The following is a 25,572-nucleotide window of genomic DNA, read 5'->3' on the forward strand; positions in this document are numbered from 1 at the left end:
CTATTACTTAGGCTCAGTAGCCAGTACCAGTTTAATGTTTAGTTTTTGTGCAATGTCCATTACCTGCACTACGTCCTGTATTGCAACGGTGCGGTCAACGTGTAGTACGATAGTCAGTTCGCTGGCAATATTTTTATAGCTTGCCAGGGTGGCTTGCAGGGCATCAACAGGTACTTCTTTCTTTTCGACGTAATAGCGCAAATCTTGCGTTACTGAAACAGTAATCGTTTTTTTTGATACCGCCTGTCCTGATGATGACTTAGGCAGCATCAGTTTAATTACGTTAGGATTGGTTACTGTTGATGCAATCAAAAAGAACAGCAGCAAAAAGAACATAATATCATTCATGGCCGAGGTATGTACCTCGGCTGATGCACGGCTATGTTTTTTTCTTAAATTCATTTGCTCGGTTCTTCTAACAAGTCAATAAACTCAACAGCATCGGTTTCCAGCTTTAAAATTACCCTTTCTACCATCATGTTCAGGATGTGGTAACATACGTATGCCACAATACCCACAAACAAACCGGCAGCCGAGGTTACCATCTTTACATATAAACCTCCCGATATAACGCCCATGCTGATGTTATCAGTCTTGGAGATATCATAAAAAATCTTAATTACACCGGCAATGGTACCCAAAAAGCCAAACATTGGTGCAATACCAGCAACTATACCAATGATGCCTATGTTTTTCTCGAGCTTGGCTACTTCAATTTTGCCTACGTTTTCGATAGCGCCTTCAATATCTTTGATAGGTCGGCCAATGCGCAGCAACCCTTTTTGCAACATGCGGCCCAATGGCGAATTACTGTTACGGGCAACGGCAAGGGCTGAATCCAGTTTTCCGGCAGTAATGCTGCTGCGAATCTGGCTCATTAAATTCGACTCGTCTTTAGCAGCCTTGCGGATAGTAAAAAAGCGCTCAAAAAATATTACCAGTCCTAAAACGGCCAGTATACCAATAGGTACCATTACCCAACCACCTTTAATTAAAAGGTCGCCAAAACGTAAATCATCAGCCGGAGCTGCGGTTTGCTGTGCGGCACGGTTTAAAGTATCAACCACATTTCGAGCAGTATCTGTTACCTGCTGTATCATTAGCATCATTTCTTATTTTTTTCTTACAGTTTCAACATACAGGTTTTCGGCTCTGAGATTTTTCGATTTCACGAGCCTGTCTTTTTCGGCCTGGGTATCGCCATAGGTCTCAAAAAAGCCTAAACCTACTTTTACATATTTACTTGGGCCGTTATTTACAATGCCGGCATTAATTCCTTTGGCTTTGTAACGGTCAATCATTCGTTTAGCTTCCTCAACCGAGTAGAAGGCGCCGCTCATAAGGATGTATTTGTAATTTTTAGCATTTACCAGTTCCAGTCCTGATACGGCTGCGGCAGTGGTGTCTTTAGTAACCTTAGCTGTTTGTTGAACAGGCTTGGAGGTTACCACCGTGTCCCGTGCTTGAGGAACTGTGCTGGCGACTGTGTCTGGTTGGGTAACTGCCGGTTTGGTTTGTATCGGCTGAGTGGCAGTGGGCTTTTCGCTGGCCACTGTATCCGGCGATTCTACCGCTGTAGGCACTATTTTGTGGCTGTCGCTTTCCATCTGCTGGTACAAGAACCAGCCACCAACAATAACTACTACGCCGGCTACTAAACCTATAAACCAAGGGCGGGTAAACATTGAAGGTTCCGGAGCAGGCACTGGCTTCACCCGGCGGGTCACCGGTTCTGCTTGCACTACCGGAGCAGGCACTTCTTCAACTGGGTGAGTTGCGGCTGCAATTATCGGTACCGCAGGCTGTGCTACCTCAGTTGGTGCAATGGGTAATTGTTCTGGTTGTACCGGCTCAAAAGGCATCACAATGCTTTCGGCAACGTTATGCTCATCGGCTTCGGTACGTGCAGTAGTTTCTGGCAGCAACATCACTTCTGCTGGTTCCGAAGTTTCTTCAACTACCGGTACTTCGGCCGGAGTTTCCGTATACTCTACAACTTCGACCGGTTGCTCAGGCTGAGCCTTTAAATCAACGGGGGCAAAGCCAAAAGGGGCAGTGCCCGATACAGCTGCTAAAATAGGTTTAAAATGAAGCGCTTTATTTTTTTTAACCAGCGTACCCATTTTGCCCAGCATCACCTCGTTCACTTCTGCTTGTTGCAGTAAATTAAACAGGTAGCGGTCCATAAAGTATCTGGCAGAAGCTGCAGAAACCTGGCTGCGGCTGATGACATATTGCAACAGCGAGTCATCGTTGCTTTTGGGCTGATACTCAAACTCAGTTTCGAAATGCGGCGGATATAATCTGCCTTCTTCGGCGTTATAGTAGCCCCTCATTTTCACCTGCCTGAATATCCCAATTTGCGGAATATTCACCATGCCTTGCCGGTGAAGGAGTTCACTAATATAAACCGATAAATCCATTTTTTATTAAGCCCGGGTTTGTTTTAAATTAGAGTACAGCAAATATAATTAAAAAGTAAAGCCTACGCCGCCAAATATATTAAATCCGTAGTTGGGGTAATACATGTAGGTCTGGTAGTTGCTGTTCAGGATGTTGTTAGCTTGCACAAATACCGAAATCTGTTTGGTGGCTTTGTAACTTACACCGCCGTTAAGATCGGCAAACGATTTAAGCGTTACTATTTGGCTGTTGCCAACAACATCTTTGGTGCTGCCACGGAACAACAATGAGCCGTTTACATCAACCTTATTAGTAATGTGCAGGGTAGTACCCGCCGTAAGTTTAAATTTAGGCAGGTTCCAGGCCTGGGCTTGGGTGTTTAACTTGTAGTCGCGAAACTCTACCCGGCCAAAAATATCTACATTATCTGATGCCTTATAGTCCAAATCGCCGTTAAAACCGGTTACTCGCGATCTGCCGGTATCATAAATAACGGCAAAACGGTTATTGCCTGCTGGTATTGCCTGTGGCGTGGCAACTTGTTGTACATTGCTCACAAACAAAGGCAAATCGGATATGCTGTTGCGGAAGATAGCTGCTTTAAAGCCTAAACCGGCAACGATGCGCCCTTTTAAACCGATGGTAACGTCCAGCTTATCCACCGAATTTTTAATGCCGATGTTTTGGCCAAGATAAGGGTTAAGCTCCGAAAGGTAACGTAACGAGGTACGGTTGATATCGCCTTTAGCTTCGGCAAATAAACGCACGTAATCCGGAATTACCTGGTATTCGAGCTTAACGGCAGGGAAAATCGAAAAGCGCTGCGAAAAGCCAAACTCTTTAACAATGTTTACCCCGGCATCAATTTTATAGTTATCACCCTGAAATTTCAAATAAGGGTTTAAGCGTAAAAAGCTATTGTTTAATGCATAATTGACATCCTTTTGTGATGCAATATCCATCGAAGCACTCAAGCCTGCATAAAACTGATTGATGGTTTGGTTAACATAGCCGGTTAATACAACATTGTTTTCTTTTGCACTAAATGCATTGTTAAACATATAGCCATTGAGCTTAACTGCATACGTAAACGCCCGGTCACTATCTTGGTAGTTTCGTGCCAGTTCGCCTTCGCCGCTCAGCGTGTTAAAATGCTGTTTGGTAGGATCGATAGGGGCATTTACCAGCGTATTATCATACCCGTAAAAATAATTATCGCGACGCAGATAATTGATACGTCCGGTTAGTGTGTTTTTTTCGGTGATGCTTTTGCCAAATACGCCAATCTCACTGCGGCTTTCATTCTGTTTAGGCAGAGCACTGCCTTGCTGACCAAAGTGCTTTAAATAGGCGCCTAATTGCAAAGCCTCATCTGCACCGTTGTTAAAATAGGCTTCGCCAAAAGTAGTTTTTAAGCTACCCAAGCCGGCCCGTACAAAGTTATTGGCCATGATAGAGTCGCGCTCGGCAGGCATTTTTATCGCCTCTAATTGGCGTATCTGCGAGTTTTGCTCCAGTCGCTTATCTAACAATGCGTTGTAACTCAAAGGTGCTTTATAAGGCTGCGTATCGTCGAGGTTGGGGTTGCGGCGTATTTTAACCGCATCGGCCAGTACCGGTTTATAAACGGTGGTTACTACAATTTCTTCAGACAAGCTGCCGCCGGGGTTCGTGTTGTTATTAGCTGATGACTGCCCACCTTTTTTAGTGGTATCCTGTTTTGCCTTTGCTGCTGCAGCCTCACCTAATTTAGTGGCTGCAGGCTTGTTCTTTACTGTAGTAGTTTTGGCAGGCTTGGTCGTTTTTTTTGCAGGTTGCTTTACCTGGGCATCAACAACAGGTGCAATACCAAATGACAGTGCGCAAAAAGATAATATATAGGTTAACTTGTTAATCATGACTTCTGGAAATACTAATTAATCCTGTTTGTTACTTTCGGTACCAATGTTGGTATCGCCTGTGGCATTCAGTTTTTCGAGCTTGGCTTTAGCAGTAGGTACAATATCATCATTGCCTTTATACCCGTCTATAATACTTTGCAGGGTTGCTTTGGCCTGGTAGGCATTTTTTAAGCCTACATAATTGTCGGCCATTAAAATCAGCGCTTTGGCTACCCAGTAATCATACCTGTCCAGCTTTGTAGTAAGCTCGGTGGCTGTGTTTAACGACGCTTTATAATTCCGCTTTTTGTACTCAATTTCAGCAACGTTATATTTTGCTTCGGCAGCAGAAACAGTTTTAGTATTGGCAACGGTATAATTGAATTCTTTTACCGCTGCAGTGGTATCGCCTTTTTCTAAGTAAGCTTTACCCGCAAAAAGGCCTGTTTTAAATTTATCTTCTTCTGATGATTTTTCGTTATCGCGAACCAGTTGAGTGTAGTGCAGTACATCGTCAGACATTTCCATTTGCGCATAACACAAAAGAAGGTTGTTAATGGCAAAATTGTAGTCGGCTTTGTACTCCGAGTTGGTTTCCAAGCGTTTCAAGAACACCACGGCCTCATTATATTTTTGTTGAGCCATGTACAATTTGGCCATGCTAATAAGCGATTTCTCAGTATAAGCGCTGGTCCAGTCATTAAGGATAACATTGTAATCGGCAACAGCCTCGTTAGGGCGGTTTAGGTTGACTAAGCTCTGAGCCCTTATAAAGCGCATTTGCTTATCATAAATAGGGCGTTTGGCTTTATCATAATAAGCGCCAACGGCAGCTACCGTTCCGGCCCAGTCACCTTTTAGGTATAGGTTATTAGCTGCGGTAGCCATAATGCTTTCCTGCTCGGCTTCGCTATAATTGCCAATAGGAGTGGTTGATGCATAACTAATAAAGGTTTGTGCATCGCCCTTGTCTGTGTAAATTTTTTCAATCTGCTTCAGCGCTTGTTTGGCTTCGTCAGACGATGGATAGGTTTGAACTACTTTTTTGAAAGACTCAACAGCCTGGTCGTCCTGGTTATTGTTATAGTCAATCAGACCCATAGTTACCAATGCCCGTGGGATATAGCTGCTACGCGGGTACTTTTGTATCAGGTTCTGTAAGTCGCTTTTGGCCTTGTCGCCTTCATTCTTTAAAAAGTAAGTGTAGGCAATCTCAAATGCGGCATCATCGGCAAAATCAGAATTCGGATATCGCGTAAGCACATCGTTCATGGTGCTGATTTTTGCATCAGGTGCTGATTGCAAGCCCTGAATCATACCACGCTGAAACAAGGCGTAGTCCTGGCTTTTACTGCCACTGGCACGCAACTTATCATAATAAGACAAGGCGGCACTATAATTTTTAAGCACAAAGTAGCTGTCAGCCAATCGCGCAATGGCATCATTCTCGGTATTACGATCAGCAGGGCGGGTAGCCAGAAAGCGTTCAAAGTAAGTAGCCGCTTTGCTATACTGCTCCGCGCCAAAGGCTGCATACCCCAGGCCATAAAAGGCGAAGTTGTATACTCCAGATTGTTTAGCCTCCGGGTTATCCAAAAATGCCTCAAATTGCTCTACCGACTCACCGTATTTACGCACTTCGTACATGGCCTCGGCTAACCAGTAAGTGGTTAGTGCTACAATCTTTTCATCGCGCGGGTGTTTTAGTGAGCGCAAAAAGATTCCGATGGCATTTTCGAAGGCGCGTTCGTTGTAAAACTCCAGACCACGGTAGTAAGTAACCTTTTGGTAGGCTTCAGCTGCTGTTGGTGTGTTGTTTACAATGGGTTCTAAAATTTCTACCGCTTCTTTGTAGTTTTTGGTATTCAGCAAGGTTTCGCCTAACAGGGTTTTAACCTCATCAGTACGTTTAGAGCGTGGGTAGTTACGCAGGTATAAACGGGTAGCTTCTAAAGCCTGGTTGTTAAAACTGAGCTCGTAAGATAATTTAGCATACTCGTACAATGCATCTTCCTGCAGTTGTTTGTCAAAATCGAGCTTTGACGCTACCTGGAATGCTGTACGTGCACCTTGTTTGTTATTTTGCTTTAAAAAGATGATACCGAGCGTATAGTTACCATTTTGACTGTATACATCATTTTTGTTAACCAGCTTTTCAAGTTCGATAGCAGCCTTTTTGTCGTTACCGGTTTTGTAGTAGGCATAACCAATCTGGTAATCATCCTGGGTGCTTTGGGTGCGGCCTAAGTCGCCCGATTGGAAACGGCTGTAATATTTCACCGCGTTAGCATAATCGGACTTGGCAAAGTAAGATGCCCCAACAATGCGCAGCATTTCGGTTTCGTTTTGCTGTTTGGTGGTGTTTAAGATAGGGATAGCGTAATTGATAACATCGTCATAACGCTTATCTAAAAAATAAACAGCAGTAATATAATATGGGTAACTGTTTTCGTACTTTTTAGAATTTTTAAGTTTTTCAAAGTTTACCAAGGCTACATGGTAATCCTTATTTAAGTATGCAATGTAGGCAAAATAGTAAGTGGCATCTTCGCTGTAAGGCGATTGTTTGTCTTTTACTTCGCTAAATAATTCTTGTGCTTGTTTATAGTCGTTAATTTCAAAGTAGGCATAGCCCTTACGGAATTTATATTCTGTCAGTTCTTTTCCGTTAAGTTGGTTATCGCTGATTTTATTGAACCAGATTAAAGCGTCGTTATATTTTTGCTTTTTAGAATACGATTTGCCGATTTGAAAATAGGCTAGCTTGGCCAGTGGGTTTTCGGGATGTTCTTTAATAAAATGCAAAAACAGGCTTATTGCATCATCGTTGCCAAGCTCCAGGGCGCATAATGCCTGGTAGTATTTAGCATTTTCTTTCAATAATGACACCTCAGACTCAAACTGCGATTGATTGTCTGTCTTTAAACGTGATTGCTCAATAAGTCGGTATTGTTCGGCGGCGGCCACATACTGGCCGTTGTTTAACAGTGTAGCGGCAGTGTGGTAAGTGCGGTATAGCTGAAATGATGGATTTTGCTGAGCACTTACACTTAAGGTGCTTAACAACAAAGCACTTACAGCAATGGGTTTGAGTTTAATCATAGAAACTGTTAACAAAAAGCAAGATGCAAAAATGCAATCTGGTTGATATTTTCACAAACCGGATTGCACATTTTTAACGAAAGTAACTATTAGATGGTATATGTTGGTAAACTTTGTATAACAATCGGTTTACCCTCAGCCATTTAATTTTTGCGAAGAAAATTTTGCAACTGTTTTATGTTTACAGCTTTAGGCGGCTAACTGTCGCTGTATTTTATTAAGTAACATGCTGATGTCGAAAGGCTTAGCTAAAAAATCATCAGGTGCGCATTCTTGCTTCAAAACATCCGAAACATTATGGCTGGCCGAAATCATGATTACAGGAATACTTTGAGTTTTGTTATTCAGCTTTACATTCTTACATAGGTCGCGACCGTCGAGTCCGTTCAGCATAATGTCCATCAGTATAAGATCGGGGTGTTCTTTGTTAATTTTATCGAATAGCTGATGACCATCTGATAAGGTCTCAACCTGGTAACCGGAATCTTCCAATATTAACTGTAAAACTTCTAATATATCTTGATCGTCATCTACCGCTAATATCCTGCTCATGGTATGTTCTGTAACGTGTATGTATTCTTAATGCAATCTGTGTATTAAAAAAGTATTAAAACCGCATTTGAATATCTCTCGGTTTGCAATTAATGCGCCAACACGTATTTAATAGTATCATTTACAACGCAGAACAGGGCATATTAATAAGAATAACATCATAAAAGCTTAGCAGTAGCCAAATGTGTTAGCAAATTATAACTAAAAATGTGGGTATAATATGTAAAGTTAGTTACCAACACAATTTATAAACATTTTACTAACTTGGTAGGAGTGTTATTAACAGTGTTTTGTTTTGGCAACAATTGTAGTGCATCGAAATGTTAAAACGGCTATTATTTTATACACTGAACTGTGTTATTTAAATTATAGAAAAATTTGAGCATATAAGAAAAGTAAAATAGTACAGGCAGTTAATCATAAGTGGGCGATTTTAACTACATAGGCATCACAGGTATACAAAGCATTCCAAATAACTCGTTTGCCCCGAACGAAAACGCAAGTAGTTATTTTCTGATAAAGGCGAATTTACCATCAGGTTCAAGGCGCATAATAGTAGATGGCTTCTTGATGCTCAAATCGTGCTGGTCCTGATTTACCACATAATCTACTCCGTTAATAATTTCATCGCTTACCTGGCTAAAATTTTGCGGCGAGGGCTGCCCGCTGATGTTAGCTGAGGTAGATACCAATGGCTTGCGCAATCGTTGTATCAGTTGCTGGCAAAAGGGATGTGTACTTACACGTACACCCACGCTGCCATCGGCCGCAATAAGGGCAGGGGATATGTTTTTTGCGCCGGGCATTACCAGCGTTAAAGGGTTTTCCGCAAACTCAATCAGGTCGTAAGCAATGGCGGGCACTTCGCGTATGTAGCTTTCGAGCTTGTTTTCGGTATCGAGTAAAATAATCATGCTTTTTTCCTGGGCACGCTGCTTAAGCGCATAAATCTTCTGGATAGCTTCGGTATTGGTCGCATCGCAACCTAAGCCCCATATAGTATCGGTAGGATATAAGATGATACCGCCCTGGTTAATCACCTCCAGTGCATTTTTTACTTCGTCTTTAAGCATAAGATAGCGTTTTTTGATATACCTGTATTAGTTGTGCAGCTAGCTTTTCGTTGTTAAAATTATAACAATATTCAAACCCTTTTAACATCATTTCCTGTCGTAATGCCGGGGTGTTCCAGACCTTATTAATTTTCTTGGCCAAGTCAAGTTCGTCGTCCGGGTCAACATAAAGGCTATGCGGGCCACCGGCTTCCTCCAGGCATGAACCTTTTGCGGCTATGACCGGTACACCCGAATATAGCGCCTCTAATATCGGAATACCAAAACCTTCATAGCGCGACGGATAAACAAATACCGTAGCCATTTGGTAAAAGGCCGGTAATTCCTGAAAAGTTACCTCGCGTAAAAATGTAACGCGGTCGGTGAGTTGGTGCGCTTCCAAGTAGTTTTTTACCTCTTCAAAATATGCTTTGGGTTTGCCAATCACAAACAACTGCTCATTACCACGCGTATGCGGTAATGCTTTAATGAGCAGAAGCAGGTTTTTGCGCTCTTCGATGGTACCTACGCTTAACAGGAAGCGCTTAGGCAGGTTGTATTTTTTTCTTATCAGCGTTTTCTGTGCTTCGCTCTGGTGAAGCTTAAAAGCCGGATCACAGTCTTGGTAAACCACCTCGATTTTAGAGGCGTCAATCTGGAGTAGTTCTATTAAATCTTGCTTGGTTTTTTCGCTTACTGCAATGATCCGGTCGGCTGCTGAACAGGCATATTTTATTTTAGCCTGATAAATCAGGCGGTCAATCCATTTGTAATACTGCGGAAAGCGTAAGAAAATAAGGTCGTGTACGGTTAGCACACTTTTTACACCACTTTTTTTGATACCCAAAGGTAACTCATGACTTAAGCCATGATATATATTAACACCATCATGCTTTAAATTACTAATGATGCCTGTGGTACGCCACCAGGCGCTTGGTGCAAAGCCGGATGGTGGTACCACGCGCGTATTGCGGAGTTGTTGTAAGTATGCTAAGTGCTGGTTGTTTTTAGTATACGGCGTATAAAGTGTATACTGATGCTCGGGGAATTGCGTGGCTAACCCGCTGATAAGCCATCGGCTGTAATTACCTAAGCCGGTATTATTTAAAAAAGCCCGTTTGGCATCAAATCCAATATGCATTGTGGAAGAATTAGTTATTGGATTATTGAGTTACTAGGTTGTTTTTATCGTTAAACACGTAATCATTTCTCGACATACTCATCCTAATAACTCAATAACTTATTAACTATATTCCCATAAAGGAAACTTAACAACTAAGCAGCTTAAACCGCTACGTTATTATCGCGCAACGCGTCGTTTAAAGAGGTTTTTTTATCAGTTGATTCTTTACGTTTGCCGATAATCAGGGCGCAAGGTACCTGATACTCGCCGGCAGGGAATTTTTTAGTATACGAACCCGGAATAACTACCGAACGTGCAGGTACACGCCCTTTGTATTCAACCGGCTTTTCGCCTGTAACGTCGATAATTTTGGTTGATGCTGTTAACACCACATTTGCACCTAATACAGCTTCTCGCTCAACATGTACACCCTCAACTACAATAGCGCGCGAACCTAAAAAGCAGTTGTCTTCGATGATTACCGGCGCTGCCTGTACAGGCTCTAATACGCCGCCAATACCTACACCACCGCTTAAATGGCAATGTTTGCCTACTTGTGCACAAGAGCCTACCGTTGCCCACGTATCAACCATAGTACCCTCGTCTACAAACGCGCCTATGTTTACGTATGATGGCATCATAATTACGCCTTTGGCTAAATGAGCGCCGTAACGGGCAATACCATGAGGAACCACGCGTACACCAGTTTTGCGGTAGTCGGTTTTTAGTTTCATTTTGTCATGAAACACAAAGGGACCTACCTTTATCTCTTCCATTTGCATGATTGGAAAATAAAGGATGACAGCTTTTTTAATCCAGTCGTTTACGTGCCAGCGACCTGCGATTACTTCGGCTACACGCATTTCACCTTTATCTAAACGTTCAATTACCGTTTCAACGGCATTAACGTACTCACTTCCGTTAAGTAGACCCCGGTCTTCCCAGGCATCCTCTATCATTTTTTTTAAAGTAGCGGCCATGCTTAAAATTTTCCCAAATATGAGAATTTTAAAGAAAATGCGACAGACAGATGTAAACTAAGTCTTTTAAACAATAATCTGCCAGTTTATCAAGTAACTAATCCTGCAAATAGCGCGTTATGCAAAGGGGTAATAAACTCAATTGAAAACTATAGCCTCAGTTTTTGCTTTCTTATTTGTTAATTTTGTTCAATTATGCCTGAAAAAGAAAAACTACGTATAGATAAATATCTTTGGGCCATCCGCATATTTAAAACCCGTACTATGGCTTCTGAAGCGTGTAAGGCAGGGCGGGTAAAACTGAACGGCCAAAACATCAAAGCATCACACGAGGTAAAGGTGGGCGAAACCTACAATGTGTCTAAAGGACTTGAGCGTAAAATTATTACAGTGACCGGTTTGCTTGAAAACAGGGTAGATGCTAAAACGGCCGTTAACTTTTATGCTGACTTAACGCCGAATGAGCAAACACCTGGTTTTAAAAGTATGTTTCATGCGCCGGTTTTACGCCGCGACCGGGGTGCTGGCAGGCCAACCAAGCGCGACCGCCGCGAGATAGATGACCTGCAAGATGGTTATTTTGAAAAGAAGAAAGAGGACGAGGAATGAAACCAACTATTAGCATTGAGTACTGCCCAAAATGCGGCTGGATGCTGCGTGCCGCTTACATGGCACAAGAACTGCTGACTACCTTTAGTGAAGATGTGCATGGTGTTTTGCTGCAACCCAGTGAGGTAAGCGGCAGCTATCTTATTAGCATTGATGGAAAAGTAGTCTTTAACCGCATAGATGAAGGCCGTTTCCCGGAAACAAAAGAATTGAAGCAATTAGTACGCGATGTAGTAAACCCCGAAAAGAGTTTGGGGCATTCGGATAAAAAGTAAGATATAATCTGGCGATAGTGATTGCCTAAACGTAAAGAGCCGCGTAATGCATTAACATTTACGCGGCTCTGCTATTTTAATCTTGGCTGGTGTTGCTACCAGATAGAAGGGAATTTTTGAGGGTTGCTGTCGTACATAATTTCGTAAACAGCTTCTATAATATCATCAGCCGAGGGTTTGGTAAAGTAATCACCATCAGAACCGTAGGGCGGACGGTGGTCTTTAGCGCAAAGCGTTTTAGGTGCGGCATCCAGATAACGGTAGCCACCTTGCTTCTCGAGCACATTTTGCAAAATATAGGCAGATGCACCACCCGGAACATCCTCATCTACCACCAGCAATTTATTGGTTTTTTGCAGTGAGGTAACGCAGGCATTATCTAAATCAAATGGATATAAGGTTTGAGGATCTATCACTTCAATATGAATACCCATTGTTTTTAACTCGGTTGCAGCCTCTTGCACAATGCGCAGGGTAGAGCCGTAAGAAATTACGGTAACATCAGTACCGGGTATTACAATTTCGGCAATACCTAACGGTACAGTAAACTCACCAACGTTGGCAGGTAGCTTTTCTTTTAAACGGTACCCGTTCAAGCTCTCAATCACCATGGCAGGTTCGTCGCCTTGTAACAAAGTGTTATACATGCCGGCAGCCTGTGTCATGTTGCGCGGCACACAAATATGAATACCTCTCAGTGTATTTAACAATGCACCCATAGGCGATCCTGAGTGCCAGATACCCTCTAAACGATGTCCGCGCGTCCGGATAATCAGCGGAGCTTTTTGCCCGCCGCGGGTACGGTAGCTTAAGCTGGCTAAATCGTCGCTTAAAACGGTTATGGCCCATATCCAGTAATCCAGGTACTGTATTTCGGCAATAGGCTTTAAACCACGCATGGCCAAACCCATGCCCTGGCCAATAATGGTTGATTCGCGGATGCCGGTGTCAGTAATGCGTATATCGCCGTATTTAGCCTGTAAGCCTGCAAAGCCCTGGTTTACGTCGCCAATGGCGCCCACATCCTCACCAAACGCCACAATACGCTCGTCTCGTTCAAAAGCAGCATCAAAGCAAGCATTCAGCACTTCGCGGCCGTCCATCAGTTTGGCATTTTCATCATAAGTAGCCGCAATAACGGGCACCCGTAATGGCGAAAGGGGAGTGTCTGAAAATAATTTGGAGTTGAAACGTTCGCGGTTAAGTTCCATTTCGCCACTAAGCCACTCGGTTAATACCTGGCGTTCGGGCAAAGCCTCTTTAGCGGTAACGCGTAATGCTTTACGTATGGCGTTTACAATATCTTTGCGACCCGGATCAACGCAGGCACGCAGGTCAGATGCAACATCTCTCAATTGCTCCACCGATGAATGCTGAGCCAGTTGCTCAATAAGCGAAGCGGCTTCATCCAGTTCGGCCTTTATTTCGGAAAGCAACTCGTTCCAGGCTTCGCGTTGGGCGTTACGCACATGCTTTTTGGCGTTTTCTTCAAGCTCACTGAGTTCTTGTTCGGTAATAATGGCCGAACTGATCATCCAGCTACGCATTTGCAGCAAGCAATCGTGCTCTGCTTCCCAGGCTAACCTGTCGGCCGATTTATAACGCTCATGTGAGCCCGAGGTAGAGTGTCCCTGTGGTTGCGTAATTTCGATTACGTGGATGAGTACAGGTACGTGCTGTGTACGGCAAAGCTCAATGGCCATGGCATAGGTTTCGCACAAGGCAGCATAATCCCAGCCTCGCACTTTAAATATCTCGTACCCGTTAGTGCCATCTTGGCGCTGAAACCCCTTAAGTGCCTCTGATATATCTTCTTTAGTGGTTTGCAAACTGGCCGGTACCGAAATGGCATAGGCATCATCCCATATAGAAATTGCCATAGGTACCTGTAAAACGCCGGCAGCGTTAAAGGTTTCTAAAAATATACCTTCGGATGTAGAGCCATTGCCAATAGTGCCAAAGGCTACCTCGTTGCCATTGACAGAAAACTGCTTTAAGTCCTTTAGTTCTTTATTCTGGCGGTATAATTTAGAGGCGTAAGCCAAGCCCAGTAAACGCGGCATATGGCCGCCGGTAGTAGATATGTCTGCCGAACAGTTCATGGTTTCGGCCTGGTTAATCCAGGTGCCGTCGGGGTTAGCAAAACGGGTAGCATAGTGGCAATTCATTTGCCGCCCTGCCGATGCCGGGTCTTTTTCTATATCCGGATGCGCATACAGCTGAGCAAAAAACTCTTTTAAAGTGCTCATGCCCGTGGCAAACATAAAAGTTTGGTCGCGGTAGTAGCCAGCCCGCCAGTCTCCTTTTTTAAAAGACTTAGCCATAGCCAATTGGGCCACTTCTTTGCCGTCGCCAAAAATACCGAACTTGGCTTTGCCGGTAAGCACTTCGCGGCGGCCCAGTATACTGGCCTGCCTGCTTTCGTAGCCTACGCGGTAATCATTAATAACGATATTTCTAAAATCGTTAAAGCTGAGTTCATTTTCGGTAAAGTTGCCGGTAGCCGGTTGGATGCTTTCTGGCATATATTATTCGTTTTGGCGGTAAAAATAAAAAATTCTGTATTGAAAATGTCAGTTATGACATTTATCTATCATAACGTAAAGTAAGCATCGTTTTTGATACAACTTATTAAACTATTCAATTATATTTGCGTATAAGCTATAAAAAGAACATGAAAAAATTAATTATACTTTTTGCCGTAGTTTTGGGTTTCTCAATTACTGCATCTGCTCAGGATAATCAAAAACCTGAGTTTAAATTTAATGAAGAAAAACATGATTTTGGTAAAGTGCCTAAAGGCAAACCGGTAACCACAGTATTTGAGTATACTAACGTAGGTGTTGAGCCATTAATACTTACCGAAGTGCGCCCAACTTGTGGCTGTACCATTGCCGACTATACTAAAACCCCGGTAAAAAAAGGTGATAAAGGTACTATCTCCATTACTTACAACGCTGCTGTTGCAGCACCGTTTAGCAAAACGATCGTTGTAACCTCGAATGCTAAAACCCCGGTAAAAAATTTGATTATTTCGGGCGAGGTAGTGGAAAATGCTGCTGCGACCCGCTAATACTTTTTAACATTGATATGAAAGAAAGGCGCAATATTGCGCCTTTCTTTGTTTACGCTTTTTATAATTTTGCAACATGCCAACTATTTCAACAAAAGGGCAGCACATGCCTGCCTCACCCATACGTAAGCTTACCCCATTTGCCGAAAAAGCCAAACAGGAGGGTAAAAAGGTTTACCATTTAAACATTGGGCAGCCTGATATCGAAACTCCGGAAGGGATGCTTAATGCGGTAAAGAATATTGATTTTAAAGTTTGGGCATATACTGCTTCGGAAGGCACGCTGTCTTACCGTAAAAAGCTTACCGAGTATTATAACAAGCTTAATTATAATATTGCACCGGAAAATATTATTGTAACCACCGGCGGCTCTGAGGCTATCACCATTGCCATGATGACCTGCCTCAATCCCGGCGACGAGGTAATTATCCCTGAGCCATTTTATGCCAATTATAACGGCTTTGCCTGCCAGAGCGATATTGTGGTAAAACCTATTTTATCTTTTATTGATAATGGCTTTGCTTTACCGGCCATCAGTGAGTTTGAAAAACTAATTACCGAAAAAACCAGGGCCATTATTATTTGCAACCCTAATAATCCTACCGGTTATCTTTACTCGAAGGCTGAAATGCAGGCTTTGAAAGAACTGGTGCTGAAATACGATTTATACTTGTTCTCTGACGAGGCCTACCGCGAATTTTGCTACGACGGCCGTGAATTTATATCGCCAATGCACCTGGACGGTTTGGAAGAGAATGTGATTGTAATGGATACAGTAAGTAAACGTTACAGTGCTTGCGGTGCCCGTTTGGGTTGTTTAATCACTAAAAATAAGCAAGTACTAACAGCAGGTTTAAAATTTGCTCAGGCGCGGTTGAGTCCGGGCTTGGTTGAGCAGATAGCTGGTGAGGCTGCGGTAGATACGCCGGATGCTTATTTTGAAGCCGTAAGTAAAGAGTATACGCACCGCCGCGATGTACTTGTAAATGCGCTGAACCAGATGGATGGCGTTTTTTGCCCTAACCCCGGAGGGGCATTTTATGTGGTAGCTAAATTTCCGATAGATAACGCCGATAAGTTTTGCCAGTGGATGCTGGAAAGCTTTAGCCATGAAAATGCTACCGTTATGATGGCTCCGGCTACCGGCTTTTATAGCACACCAGGCGCCGGCCAGAATGAAGTGCGGATGGCCTACGTTTTAAATGCCGACGATTTGCAAAAGGCCATGGTTTGTTTGCAGGAGGCCCTTAAGGTTTATCCGGGCAAGGTAGAGCAGCCTGAAACGGCAGGTACACTGCAAGCTTAAACAAAATATAATGCTCATAAAAAAAAGCCCTTGCAGCTCGCAAGGGCTTTTTTTTATGGATTAAAACCGGGTGATTACAGTTTACCAATTTCTTCAACTAAATCAATCAATTTGTTTGAGTAACCCCACTCGTTATCGTACCAAGATACTACTTTAACAAAGTTGTCATTCAAAGCGATACCTGCTTTAGCATCAAAAATTGATGTACGGGCATCACCTTTAAAGTCTTCAGATACTACTTCTTCTTCAGTGTAACCTAAAATGCCTTTCAATTCGCCTTCAGAAGCTTCTTTCATAGCTGCTTTGATGGCATCGTAAGAAGCACCTTTAACAAGTTTCACGGTTAAGTCAACTACTGATACGTCGGCTACTGGTACGCGGAAAGCCATACCGGTTAATTTGCCTTTTAATTCAGGGATAACCAAAGTAACTGCTTTAGCAGCACCGGTTGATGAAGGGATGATGTTTTGGTAAGCACCACGGCCACCTCTCCAGTCTTTAGCCGATGGGCCGTCAACTGTTTTTTGAGTAGCAGTAACGGCATGCACTGTGCTCATCAGGCCTTCTTCGATACCAAATTTATCATTTAACACTTTAGCAATAGGTGCTAAACAGTTAGTAGTACATGAAGCGTTAGAAACGATAGTGTTTTCAGCTTTCAGGTTTTTATGGTTAACACCCATTACGAATGTAGGGGTATCGTCTTTTGCAGGAGCCGACATTACAACTTTTTTAGCACCAGCGTCGATGTGTTTTTGTGCAGTTTCTTGAGTTAAGAACAAACCGGTAGATTCGATAATTACCTCAGCGCCAACCTCATTCCATTTCAAGTTAGCAGGATCTTTTTCTGCTGTTACACGGATAGTTTTGCCGTTAACTACCAAGTTCCCGTCTTTTACTTCGATGGTGCCATCAAATTTACCATGGGTTGAGTCGTATTTTAACATGTAGGCCATGTAATCGGGCTCTACCAAGTCATTAATACCTACTACTTCAACACCTGGTCTTTGTATAGCAGCTCTGAAAGCTAAACGACCGATACGGCCAAATCCGTTAATTCCTATTTTCATTAGATTTTAATTTTTATTAGAATAATATGTAAGTAAATTGTTTATAGGTTCTTTTAATATATACGAAATTTTTATCCCGGCATTGTGCGCCGATTGTTGTAGCAATGTCTTAAAGCCATCGGCTACAGAGCCTGCAAAGTAAATATCGGCTTGGGCATGCTGTTGCTTTAGTGGTAAAACGTTAGTCTGTATCAGTAAATCAAATCCTTTAACAATAACCTCCTGCAGGTAGCCGTCGTTTAAATTATCTGTAAAAAAGTCGGTCAATGAGCTTAAAAATAATGCCGGCTGCCGTTGGTGGTAAACTTTTTCAAGTAAAATTTTGCGGTCGGTATCATACCTTTTAACAAACTTTTTGCGCAGGTTAGCCGGTAGCGTTTCGTTCAAATAAGCCTTAATCAGTTGCCGTCCCAGCCAGTTGCCCGAGCCCTCATCGGCCAATATATAACCCAAACCAAAATTGTTAGGTTTTATCTTTTTACCGTCGTACCAGGCTGCGTTGCTGCCACTGCCGCAAATACAAACTATACCTGGGTTGCTATTACAGCAGGCTATAGCTGCGCCCAAAATATCATGATCAACCGTTACCTTGGCATATTTAAAAAACGATTCAAAGCTTTGGATAATGGTATCTTGCAATGCTTTGTTTAATACGCCGGCACCAAAAAAATAGATACGTTTAATCTCTTCGGCATGATGTATAAGGTTGATGTTTTTATTAAGTAAGTGAAGGATATGCTTTTCGTCACTGAAAAACGGATTGATGCTGCCGGTTTTGAAAGAGGCGATCATTCGCCCTTTGTCGGCTAAACGCCAGTCTGCATAATTGGACCCACTATAAATAACTGCAACCATGTACTTGTATAGAGCTGTTGTGGCGCGCAAATATAATAAACTTAACGGCTTATTGTGTAAAATTTACACCATTATGAAATTTTAAGCATAGTTGAGCATTAGCTGACCATCTTACAGTTAAGATACTATAAGATCGTATAAACAAAAAGCAATAAGATATAGTACACGCTAAAATTTAAGTTGTAACTTTTGGCGCTTAAAAAGTACCTTTACTTTAGTGATAAGTTACTGTAAACAAATAAACCTTGAAAGAACAATTAGTTAAGTTTGAATCGGAGTTTTCTATCGATTGTGTAATATTTGGTTTTGAAGCAGGTGAGCTTAAAATATTATTGATTGAACGCAAGAACGAACCTTTTATGGACTGGCTTGCCTTACCTGGCGATTTAGTTGAAAATGATGAGGGGATAGAAGAAGCTGCCGAACGGATATTGCACGAGCTTACCGGCCTGCACGATGTGCATATGGAGCAGTTTCACACTTTTGGTGCGGTAAACCGGCACCCGCGCGGGCGTATTATTACAGTAGCCTATTACGCTTTGATCCGTATTGACAGCCAGCGCGAACTTAAAGCAGGGCAGTTTGCCAAAAGAGCTTTATGGCATAGTGTAAACGATTTGCCTAAGCTTGCTTTCGACCATACCGAAATTTTTAAGACCGGATTTAACAAACTGCGTCGCCGTTTAAGCTATCAACCCATTGCCTATGAACTATTGCCCGAGAAGTTTACACTCACCCAATTGCAGCAGCTTTACGAAGCTATATTAAACAAGAAACTGGATAAGCGTAACTTCCGTAAAAAAATGCTGAGCTATGGCTTTTTAAAAGAGCTGGACGAGAAGCAAAAGAATGTATCATTCAGGGCGGCCAAGCTGTATAAGTTTGACAGGCGTAAATACAGCAAAATATTTCAGAGCGAAATAGGCGTAGATATTTAAGAACCCATTTCTTTATAAAAGCATAAAGCGCCTTGGTACTCCCAAGGCGCTTTATGCTTTTATAGTATAATTATATTACAGTTGGCTTGGTGCCATTTCTAAGTGAAACTTCACTAAGTTATCTATAGGAGAGCGGATGATGTTACCCATAATCATTCCGTTTTCGGTAACAACTTCTTCTAAAACATTCCTAAAATTATAGCCAACCGAGCCGATACAGTTAAAGGAGTATTTTTGGTAGTTAGGGTAGTGAGTAACCAGATTGCGGAAAAAATCTTCGAAAGAAGTTTTTACCAAGTTGCGGGTATACTCCAGATGCACATTGTTATCGTAAACAAACTTACTGAAACCAGCACAAAAGCGGTTAGCTAAAGGCTGAGAATATACCTGCTCGTTAACATCATCAGGGGTAAGGTGGTAAGTGTCCCAAAAGTTTTTGCGAACAGCTTCTGGCATGTAGCCTCTTAAATAGTCGATCAGTAGTTTTTTGCCGATGTAGCAACCACTGCCTTCATCTCCCAAAATGTAAGCACCCGAATCAATGTTATGAACGATATTTTTACCATCATAAATACAGGTATTGGTACCCGTTCCCAAAATAGCTGCAAAGCCTTCATTGTGGCCTAACAAAGCACGAGCTGCGGCCAGCAAGTCATGGCCAATATTAACTTTTGCATTTACAAACACCTGTTTCATGGCCTCTTTTACAAGCTTGCGTTTGTCTTCGGTTGAACAGCCGGCGCCGTAATAGTTTACTTCAACAAGTTTGTCCTTTTCTAAATCGGCAGGTAGGTTACTGTTTAGCGATTGTATGATGTATTCTTTACTTACAAAGTATGGGTTGTAACCTTCAGTATTGAAGTAAACTTTCTTTCCTTCATCATTGACTAAGCACCAGTTTGTTTTGGTGGAGCCGCCGTCAGCTATTAATTTCATGGGCCTTTAATTGATTATATGCGGTAAAAGTAGCATTTACTTAATTTAAATAAAACACTTATTTATTGTAAAAACTACACTAACTAATTTTAGCACGAGAAGCGACTGTTTGGAGTGGATTGTTAAACAACATCCACACATAAAAGCTGCAATTTAATATTGATTTTAAAGTGTGGTTACCACGTTTTAGCATCAAAATTCTCACAGGGCAAGATATAGATTTTTAAATTATATTTGCTGCCATCTGCCATTTTATTTCTTTAGATGTCTAATCTTGCTTTAACCTCGATAACCGACCGCTTACCAAAAATCGACTGTATTGATATAGCTGTTATAGGCTTGGGTTATGTAGGGCTCCCTTTAGCGGTTGAGTTTGCCAAAAAGTTTAAGGTAACCGGTTTTGATAAATCGCAAAGCCGCATTAATGAATTGCTGAAAGGTTATGATCGTACGCAGGAAATTGACCTAAATGAATTGCAGCAAGTAACTGCTGTTGCTAATGGGTTGGGGCTTTCATTCACCACCAATATTGCAAGCATTCAATCATGTAATGTTTATATAGTTGCGGTGCCCACACCAACCGACCGTCATAATCGTCCGGATTTAAGTCTAATTAAACTGGCCAGCGAAACGGTAGGCCAGGTACTGAAAAATGGTGATGTAGTTATTTACGAATCTACAGTATATCCAGGTCTGACAGAAGAAGTTTGTGTACCTATCTTGGAAAGCACATCCGGGCTGATTTTTAATCAGGATTTTTTTGCCGGTTACTCGCCAGAGCGGATCAATCCCGGTGATAAAGTACATACCTTAACTAATATTATTAAAGTAACGTCAGGCTCTACACCCGAGGTTGCCAATTTTGTGGATGATTTGTATAAAACCATCATCGTTGCCGGTACCCATAAGGCGCCAAGTATCAAGGTTGCAGAGGCGTGTAAAGTTATCGAAAACTCGCAGCGAGATATCAATATAGCCTTCGTTAATGAGATAGCTAAAATATTTAATTTGTTGAATATTGATAGCCAGGCCGTGCTGGATGCGGCCGGTACTAAATGGAATTTTTTGAAATTCAGGCCGGGTTTGGTGGGAGGGCATTGTACCGGTGTTGATCCTTATTACCTGGCACAAAAAGCTCAGGAAGTAGGTTACCACCCTGAGATTATTTTGGCGGGCCGACGCATAAATGACGGCATGGGAACTTATGTTGCCCAAGAAGTAATAAAGCTGATGGTGAAAAACGATATCGCCGTTAAAAAGGCGAACATTTTAGTTTTGGGGTTCACTTTTAAAGAAAACTGCCCTGACGTTCGTAATACCCGAGTAGTAGACATTGTTAATACGCTGAATGAGTACGATACTATATGTGAGATTTATGATCCATGGGCTAACCCAGACGAGGTTTGGCAGGATTATAACTTGGAAACATTTAACCGATACGAGCAGTTAACAGGGAGTTATGACGCCATTATATTAGCTGTGTGCCATAAGGAATTTCTGACTATCGATTACGCAAAACTAAAAAAGCACGCTAATGCGGTAGTTTATGATATCAAAGGTTTACTGGATAAAAGTATGGTGCAAGCCCGTTTGTGATGAATTAATTTAAACAAATTGAGGTTTTTGATCTTTACTACTAAGAAATTTAAAATCTTAATAAATAAATTGCATTAATGCTATGGGGAAAGCATACGATTACTTAATTGTGGGTTCTGGTTTATTTGGAGCCGTATTTGCTCACGAGGCTACAAAAAAGGGAAAAAAATGTCTGGTAATCGATAAGCGTAATCATACAGGCGGCAACATTTATTGCGAAAACGTTGAAGGCATTAACGTGCACAAATACGGCGCTCATATTTTTCATACCAACGACAAGCCTATCTGGGATTACGTAAACAGCTTTGTAGAGTTTAACCGGTACACCAACAGCCCGTTGGCGGTGTTTGAAGATGAGATGTACAATCTGCCTTTCAACATGAATACTTTTTATCAGTTGTGGAAAGTTCGTACCCCTGAGGAAGTAAAAGAGAAAATACAGGAACAGATAGAAGCCTCAGGTGTTAAAAATCCGCAGAACTTAGAAGAGCAGGCTATTTCATTGGTAGGTACCGATATCTATTACAAACTAATTAAGGGTTACACCGAAAAACAGTGGGGACGTGATGCTAAAGAATTGCCGGCGTTCATCATCAAGCGCTTACCGGTGCGTTTTACTTACGATAACAATTACTTTAACGACAAATACCAAGGGATACCTATTGGCGGTTACAACAAATTAACAGAAGGCCTATTGCAAGGTATTGAAGTTAAAACCGATGTTGACTACTTTGAAGGTAAAGCACATTGGGATTCATTAGCTGACAAATTAGTTTTTACCGGAAAAATAGATCAGTACTATGATTATAGGTTTGGGCAGTTACAATACCGCAGCTTGAATTTTGAACACCAAACTTTAGATACCGACAACTATCAGGGCAACGCCGTTGTAAATTATACTGAACGTCACATTCCATATACCCGTATCATAGAACATAAGCATTTCGAATTTGGTACGCAGCCTAAAACGGTAATTACCAAAGAGTTTCCTGAAGAATGGAATAATGAAAAAGAGCCTTATTACCCCATTAATGATGCTAAGAATACAGAGATGTACAAACAATATGAGCAATTAGCTAAAGTTGATAGTCACATTGTATTTGGTGGTCGTTTGGCAGAGTATAAGTATTATGATATGCACCAGGTAATTGGATCGGCGTTGAAGAAAAGTAAAGAAATATAGGTATTAGTTACAAAACTGAAATGTGTAAAATGCAAGACTGATTTCAGTATTTGTTTACTGTTGCCTAATTTGTTCTGGATAATTATTTTACGCTAAAACGATTATTTCGATTATCTTTGGCGTAAAAACAATTTATATCAGGGTTAAAATTGCCTTGGTTGAGCAATTCTTTATGAACAAATTCCTATACCTGTTTTTCATAGTTTTTGTCGCTATCTCTTGTCTATTCAGTAATCAGGTTACAGCCCAGATTAATATTCAAAATCTTTCATCAACCAATGTTGATCAATTGTCTGATCAACAAATCATACAGCTTTTGCAACAGGCAGAAGCCAACGGTTTGACAGAGAGTCAGTTGCTGCAAAAAGCTCAGAGCCAAGGTATGCAGAGTGCCCAGTTGCAAAAATTGCAAAGCCGCATCGCAGCACTTAAAAGAAAAGATAATTTTAATGGTAAACAAGCGTCAAACTATGGTAGAGGACTAAATTTTACACCTGATAGTCTTCGGGATACCGTCAAAATAAACATGAACATGTTTGATGTGTTAAAGCCCAAGGTTTATGGGGCAGATCTTTTTAAAAATCGCGCAAGTACTTTTGAGCCAAATTTGCGGTTGGCCACACCTATTAACTATATAATTGGGCCAGATGACCAGCTTAACATTGAGGTATATGGAAGTTCGTTAGTTAATTGGAATTTAACAGTTACTGCTGAAGGTAATATTAATATACCAGGTGTTGGTATTTTAAATGTTGGTGGTAAAACAGTTGAAGCTGTTACTACACTTATTAAAAGCAGACTTGCGGCTAATAATTATGCTATCGGGCGCGGTACTAATGTGCAGGTTAGCTTAGGCAACATTAGAAGCATTAAAGTAATTATGGTTGGGCAGCTCGTACAGCCGGGTACATACACACTGCCATCACTTGCTACCGTTTTTAACGCGCTTAGTGCTGCCGGCGGACCAAATGACCAAGGTTCGTTACGTGAAATTGAAGTCATCCGCAATAATCGTGTGGTCAGAAAACTAGATGTTTATGACTTTTTAGTGAGAGGCAGCCAAAAGGATAACATTACTTTGAGGGATCAAGATGTAATACGTGTACCCACCTATAAAAAGCGGGTAGAGATGGCTGGCCAGGTAAAAATACCAGCTTTATTCGAAGTTTTACCCGGAGAGCACCTACAGGACGTGATTAACTTTGCCGGCGGTTTTACTGACAGCGCATATACAAAGCGTATCACTGTATCACAAATCAGCAATCAGCAACGTAAGCTAACAGATATTACCGAAATTAATTTTGATAAATATACACCATTAAGAGGAGATAGATTCTTTGTTAGGTCAGTAATTAACAGATTTGAAAATAGGGTTGTAATTACAGGTGCAGTGTTCAGGCCCGGAGAATATGAACTACAACCAGGTTTAACGGTTGCAAAATTGATTGAAAATGCAGCGGGTTTAAAAGAAGATGCGTTTAAAAGTCGCGGTACAATAACAAGGTTAAAAGCCGATAATAGTACCGAAATTTTGTCATTTAATGTAAACGATTTAGCCAATTCTACCAATAATATGCTGTTGCAACGTGAGGATAGTGTTAGAGTATATTCAATATTTGACTTGCGCGAGAAATATAATATCACAATAAACGGATCAGTTAGAAAACCCGGAACATTTGCTTTTGCCGATAGCATGAACGTTGAGGATTTGATTTTAAGAGCAGGTGGTTTTACAGAAGGTGCAAGCAGCAAACGCATTGAAGTTGCCCGACGTGTAGATAATTCAGACCCAAGATCAACCAAGAGTAAAGTGGCGCAAGTTTTTACGGTAGATGTAGACAAGCAGTTGAAACTGGATAACATCAACTTTGTACTTAAGCCTTTTGATATTGTATCTGTATACAGCTTGCCGGGGTTTGAAAAGCAACGGACGTTAAAAGTTGAAGGCGAGGTATTATACCCAGGCGTTTATACGATACAAATTAAAAACGAAAAGATATCTGATATAATAGCCAGGGCAGGTGGTTTAACAGCATCGGCAGATGCCGCTGGCGGATCTCTTAAACGTGATAACGCTACTATTTTAGGTGTTGACAAAAATAAGCTTGACAGCGCCGCTGTCGAAAAGGAAAAAATTGAAAAAGCAAATAGATTGGTAACAAGCTATCGTGATACTGCTGCAGCAGAAACTGTGCAGGTCAGAAATAACTATGTTGGTATCAATCTTGAAAAAATATTAAAAGAACCAGGTTCAAATGCAGATATATTGGTTGAAAACGGTGATGTGTTGCGTGTACCTAAATTGCAACAAATTGTAAGAGTAAACGGAAAAGTTTTATATCCAAGTGCAGTGGTGTACAGCAAATCAAAATCTTTTAATGATTATGTATATGGTGCTGGCGGATATTCAACGGAGGCCTCCAAGCGTCGCGCTTATGTAGTTTATCCTAATGGGACAGTAAAAGGCACGCGTAAGTTCCTATTTTTTAACAACCACCCGTCTGTTAAACCCGGTAGCGAAATCTTTGTACCGGAGCATCCACCAAAAGAAAAGTTAGGTATACAGGGCATTGTCGGCCTATCAACAGCAGTAGCATCTTTAGCAGCCATATTAGTCACTCTTTTAAGGAATTAATTTA

21 protein-coding genes are annotated in these 25,572 nt (G+C 41.7%); 8 read left to right on the forward strand and 13 right to left on the reverse strand.

Annotated elements, in window-relative coordinates:
* Positions 1-3: 3 nt before the first annotated feature.
* From AAGR14_RS06350 to AAGR14_RS06390, 9 genes are all read right to left on the reverse strand, one after another.
* Complete coding sequence (locus AAGR14_RS06350) at positions 4-402, reverse strand: biopolymer transporter ExbD (RefSeq protein WP_342647755.1); 399 nt, start codon at positions 400-402, stop codon at positions 4-6.
* On the reverse strand, positions 399-1,109 hold the full coding sequence (locus tag AAGR14_RS06355) for a MotA/TolQ/ExbB proton channel family protein (protein ID WP_342647756.1): 711 nt from the start codon (positions 1,107-1,109) through the stop codon (positions 399-401). The genes AAGR14_RS06350 and AAGR14_RS06355 overlap by 4 nt, the downstream gene beginning before the upstream one ends.
* Before the next feature lie 3 nt (positions 1,110-1,112).
* Positions 1,113-2,423: an SPOR domain-containing protein gene (locus AAGR14_RS06360; protein ID WP_342647757.1), complete on the reverse strand. Its 1,311-nt coding sequence runs from the start codon at positions 2,421-2,423 to the stop codon at positions 1,113-1,115.
* A 48-nt stretch (positions 2,424-2,471) separates the two neighbouring features.
* Positions 2,472-4,301 carry a TonB-dependent receptor gene (locus tag AAGR14_RS06365; protein ID WP_342647758.1) on the reverse strand — a complete coding sequence of 610 codons (1,830 nt, stop codon included), beginning with the start codon at positions 4,299-4,301 and terminating at the stop codon, positions 2,472-2,474.
* 18 nt (positions 4,302-4,319) lie between these two features.
* A complete protein-coding gene (locus tag AAGR14_RS06370; protein ID WP_342647759.1) occupies positions 4,320-7,385 on the reverse strand; it encodes a tetratricopeptide repeat protein in 3,066 nt (1,021 codons plus the stop codon).
* A gap of 189 nt (positions 7,386-7,574) precedes the next feature.
* A complete protein-coding gene (locus tag AAGR14_RS06375; RefSeq protein WP_342647760.1) occupies positions 7,575-7,937 on the reverse strand; it encodes a response regulator in 363 nt (120 codons plus the stop codon).
* Between the two features lie 506 nt (positions 7,938-8,443).
* The gene (locus tag AAGR14_RS06380; protein WP_342647761.1) at positions 8,444-9,010 is read right to left on the reverse strand and encodes an L-threonylcarbamoyladenylate synthase; all 567 of its coding nucleotides are present in this window, start codon (positions 9,008-9,010) and stop codon (positions 8,444-8,446) included.
* On the reverse strand, positions 9,003-10,130 hold the full coding sequence (locus AAGR14_RS06385) for a glycosyltransferase family 1 protein (RefSeq protein WP_342647762.1): 1,128 nt from the start codon (positions 10,128-10,130) through the stop codon (positions 9,003-9,005). Before AAGR14_RS06385 ends, AAGR14_RS06380 begins: the two co-directional genes overlap by 8 nt.
* 143 nt (positions 10,131-10,273) lie before the next feature.
* Complete coding sequence (locus AAGR14_RS06390) at positions 10,274-11,092, reverse strand: 2,3,4,5-tetrahydropyridine-2,6-dicarboxylate N-succinyltransferase (RefSeq protein WP_342647763.1); 819 nt, start codon at positions 11,090-11,092, stop codon at positions 10,274-10,276.
* Positions 11,093-11,287: 195 nt separating this feature from the next.
* Here AAGR14_RS06390 and AAGR14_RS06395 point away from each other — a divergent pair, with 195 nt between their 5' ends.
* Positions 11,288-11,701: an RNA-binding S4 domain-containing protein gene (locus AAGR14_RS06395; RefSeq protein ID WP_342647764.1), complete on the forward strand. Its 414-nt coding sequence runs from the start codon at positions 11,288-11,290 to the stop codon at positions 11,699-11,701.
* Positions 11,698-11,976: a SelT/SelW/SelH family protein gene (locus AAGR14_RS06400; RefSeq protein WP_342647765.1), complete on the forward strand. Its 279-nt coding sequence runs from the start codon at positions 11,698-11,700 to the stop codon at positions 11,974-11,976. The genes AAGR14_RS06395 and AAGR14_RS06400 overlap by 4 nt, the downstream gene beginning before the upstream one ends.
* 95 nt (positions 11,977-12,071) lie before the next feature.
* On the opposite strand, the gene AAGR14_RS06405 is transcribed toward AAGR14_RS06400, so the two are convergent.
* Positions 12,072-14,501 carry a thiamine pyrophosphate-dependent enzyme gene (locus AAGR14_RS06405; RefSeq protein WP_342647766.1) on the reverse strand — a complete coding sequence of 810 codons (2,430 nt, stop codon included), beginning with the start codon at positions 14,499-14,501 and terminating at the stop codon, positions 12,072-12,074.
* Between the two features lie 149 nt (positions 14,502-14,650).
* On the opposite strand from AAGR14_RS06405, the gene AAGR14_RS06410 reads away from it, so the two are divergent.
* Both AAGR14_RS06410 and AAGR14_RS06415 read left to right on the forward strand, forming a co-directional pair.
* A complete protein-coding gene (locus AAGR14_RS06410) occupies positions 14,651-15,049 on the forward strand; it encodes a DUF1573 domain-containing protein (RefSeq protein WP_342647767.1) in 399 nt (132 codons plus the stop codon).
* Positions 15,050-15,125: 76 nt separating this feature from the next.
* Entirely contained in the window at positions 15,126-16,355 is a 1,230-nt protein-coding gene (locus AAGR14_RS06415; RefSeq protein WP_342647768.1) for a pyridoxal phosphate-dependent aminotransferase, read from the forward strand.
* A 74-nt stretch (positions 16,356-16,429) separates the two neighbouring features.
* Here AAGR14_RS06415 and gap read toward each other — a convergent pair whose 3' ends face one another.
* Positions 16,430-17,425, reverse strand: a complete 996-nt coding sequence (gap, locus tag AAGR14_RS06420) for a type I glyceraldehyde-3-phosphate dehydrogenase (protein ID WP_342647769.1) — start codon at positions 17,423-17,425, stop codon at positions 16,430-16,432.
* A gap of 6 nt (positions 17,426-17,431) precedes the next feature.
* Positions 17,432-18,280: a hypothetical protein gene (locus AAGR14_RS06425; protein WP_342647770.1), complete on the reverse strand. Its 849-nt coding sequence runs from the start codon at positions 18,278-18,280 to the stop codon at positions 17,432-17,434.
* A 245-nt stretch (positions 18,281-18,525) separates the two neighbouring features.
* Between AAGR14_RS06425 and AAGR14_RS06430 the strand changes: the two genes are divergently transcribed.
* Complete coding sequence (locus AAGR14_RS06430; RefSeq protein WP_342647771.1) at positions 18,526-19,218, forward strand: NUDIX domain-containing protein; 693 nt, start codon at positions 18,526-18,528, stop codon at positions 19,216-19,218.
* Between the two features lie 75 nt (positions 19,219-19,293).
* On the opposite strand, the gene AAGR14_RS06435 is transcribed toward AAGR14_RS06430, so the two are convergent.
* Positions 19,294-20,154 (reverse strand): N-acetylglucosamine kinase, encoded by an 861-nt coding sequence (locus tag AAGR14_RS06435; protein WP_342647772.1) that lies wholly within the window; start codon positions 20,152-20,154, stop codon positions 19,294-19,296.
* Positions 20,155-20,418: 264 nt separating this feature from the next.
* On the opposite strand from AAGR14_RS06435, the gene AAGR14_RS06440 reads away from it, so the two are divergent.
* The 3 genes from AAGR14_RS06440 (at position 20,419) to AAGR14_RS06450 (ending at position 25,568) form a co-directional block, all read left to right on the forward strand.
* Positions 20,419-21,750: a nucleotide sugar dehydrogenase gene (locus AAGR14_RS06440; protein ID WP_342647773.1), complete on the forward strand. Its 1,332-nt coding sequence runs from the start codon at positions 20,419-20,421 to the stop codon at positions 21,748-21,750.
* Positions 21,751-21,832: 82 nt separating this feature from the next.
* Positions 21,833-22,933: a UDP-galactopyranose mutase gene (gene glf, locus AAGR14_RS06445; RefSeq protein ID WP_342647774.1), complete on the forward strand. Its 1,101-nt coding sequence runs from the start codon at positions 21,833-21,835 to the stop codon at positions 22,931-22,933.
* 172 nt (positions 22,934-23,105) lie between these two features.
* The gene (locus AAGR14_RS06450; protein WP_342647775.1) at positions 23,106-25,568 is read left to right on the forward strand and encodes an SLBB domain-containing protein; all 2,463 of its coding nucleotides are present in this window, start codon (positions 23,106-23,108) and stop codon (positions 25,566-25,568) included.
* The last annotated feature ends 4 nt before the right edge of the window (positions 25,569-25,572 follow it).

Origin of the sequence: Mucilaginibacter sp. CSA2-8R, from assembly GCF_038806765.1 — a bacterium.
Taxonomy (GTDB): Bacteria; Bacteroidota; Bacteroidia; order Sphingobacteriales; family Sphingobacteriaceae; genus Mucilaginibacter.